Annotated in this window: 1 pseudogene; it reads left to right on the top strand. The window is 67.4% G+C overall.

Annotation, left to right across the window (positions count from 1 at the left end):
- A pseudogene (locus CBX98_RS26435) lies at positions 1-263 on the top strand (hypothetical protein); the annotation flags it as partial.
- Between the last annotated feature and the right edge of the window lie 47 nt (positions 264-310).

The following is a 310-nucleotide window of genomic DNA, read 5'->3' as shown; positions in this document are numbered from 1 at the left end:
ACTCATCGCAGCCCTGGCCACTGCCTGCGTCGCTGATGGTCGGTTTCACCGCAACCGCCAAGACGCGTGAGATCCGCCTGCGCGACGACGAACTCGAAGACGCACGGTGGTTCTCGGTCGACGATATAGTGACCGGCGTGGCCACGGGTGCGCTTGGCGTGCCGCCGCCGCTGTCGGTCTCCTACCGGCTGATCGAGCACTGGCTGGGCCTGCGCGGCGTCAGCCTCGATGAACTCATCGCGAGTGCGCCGCCCCGCGGCTGATCCCCTACAATCAGGGCATCGACCAGCGGATCGCGCTCGCCATGGCT

The organism is Vibrio sp. T9 (genome assembly GCF_003123985.1).
Lineage (GTDB): Bacteria > Pseudomonadota > Gammaproteobacteria > Enterobacterales > Vibrionaceae > Vibrio > Vibrio diabolicus.
This window is presented reverse-complemented; position numbering and strand designations above follow the sequence as displayed.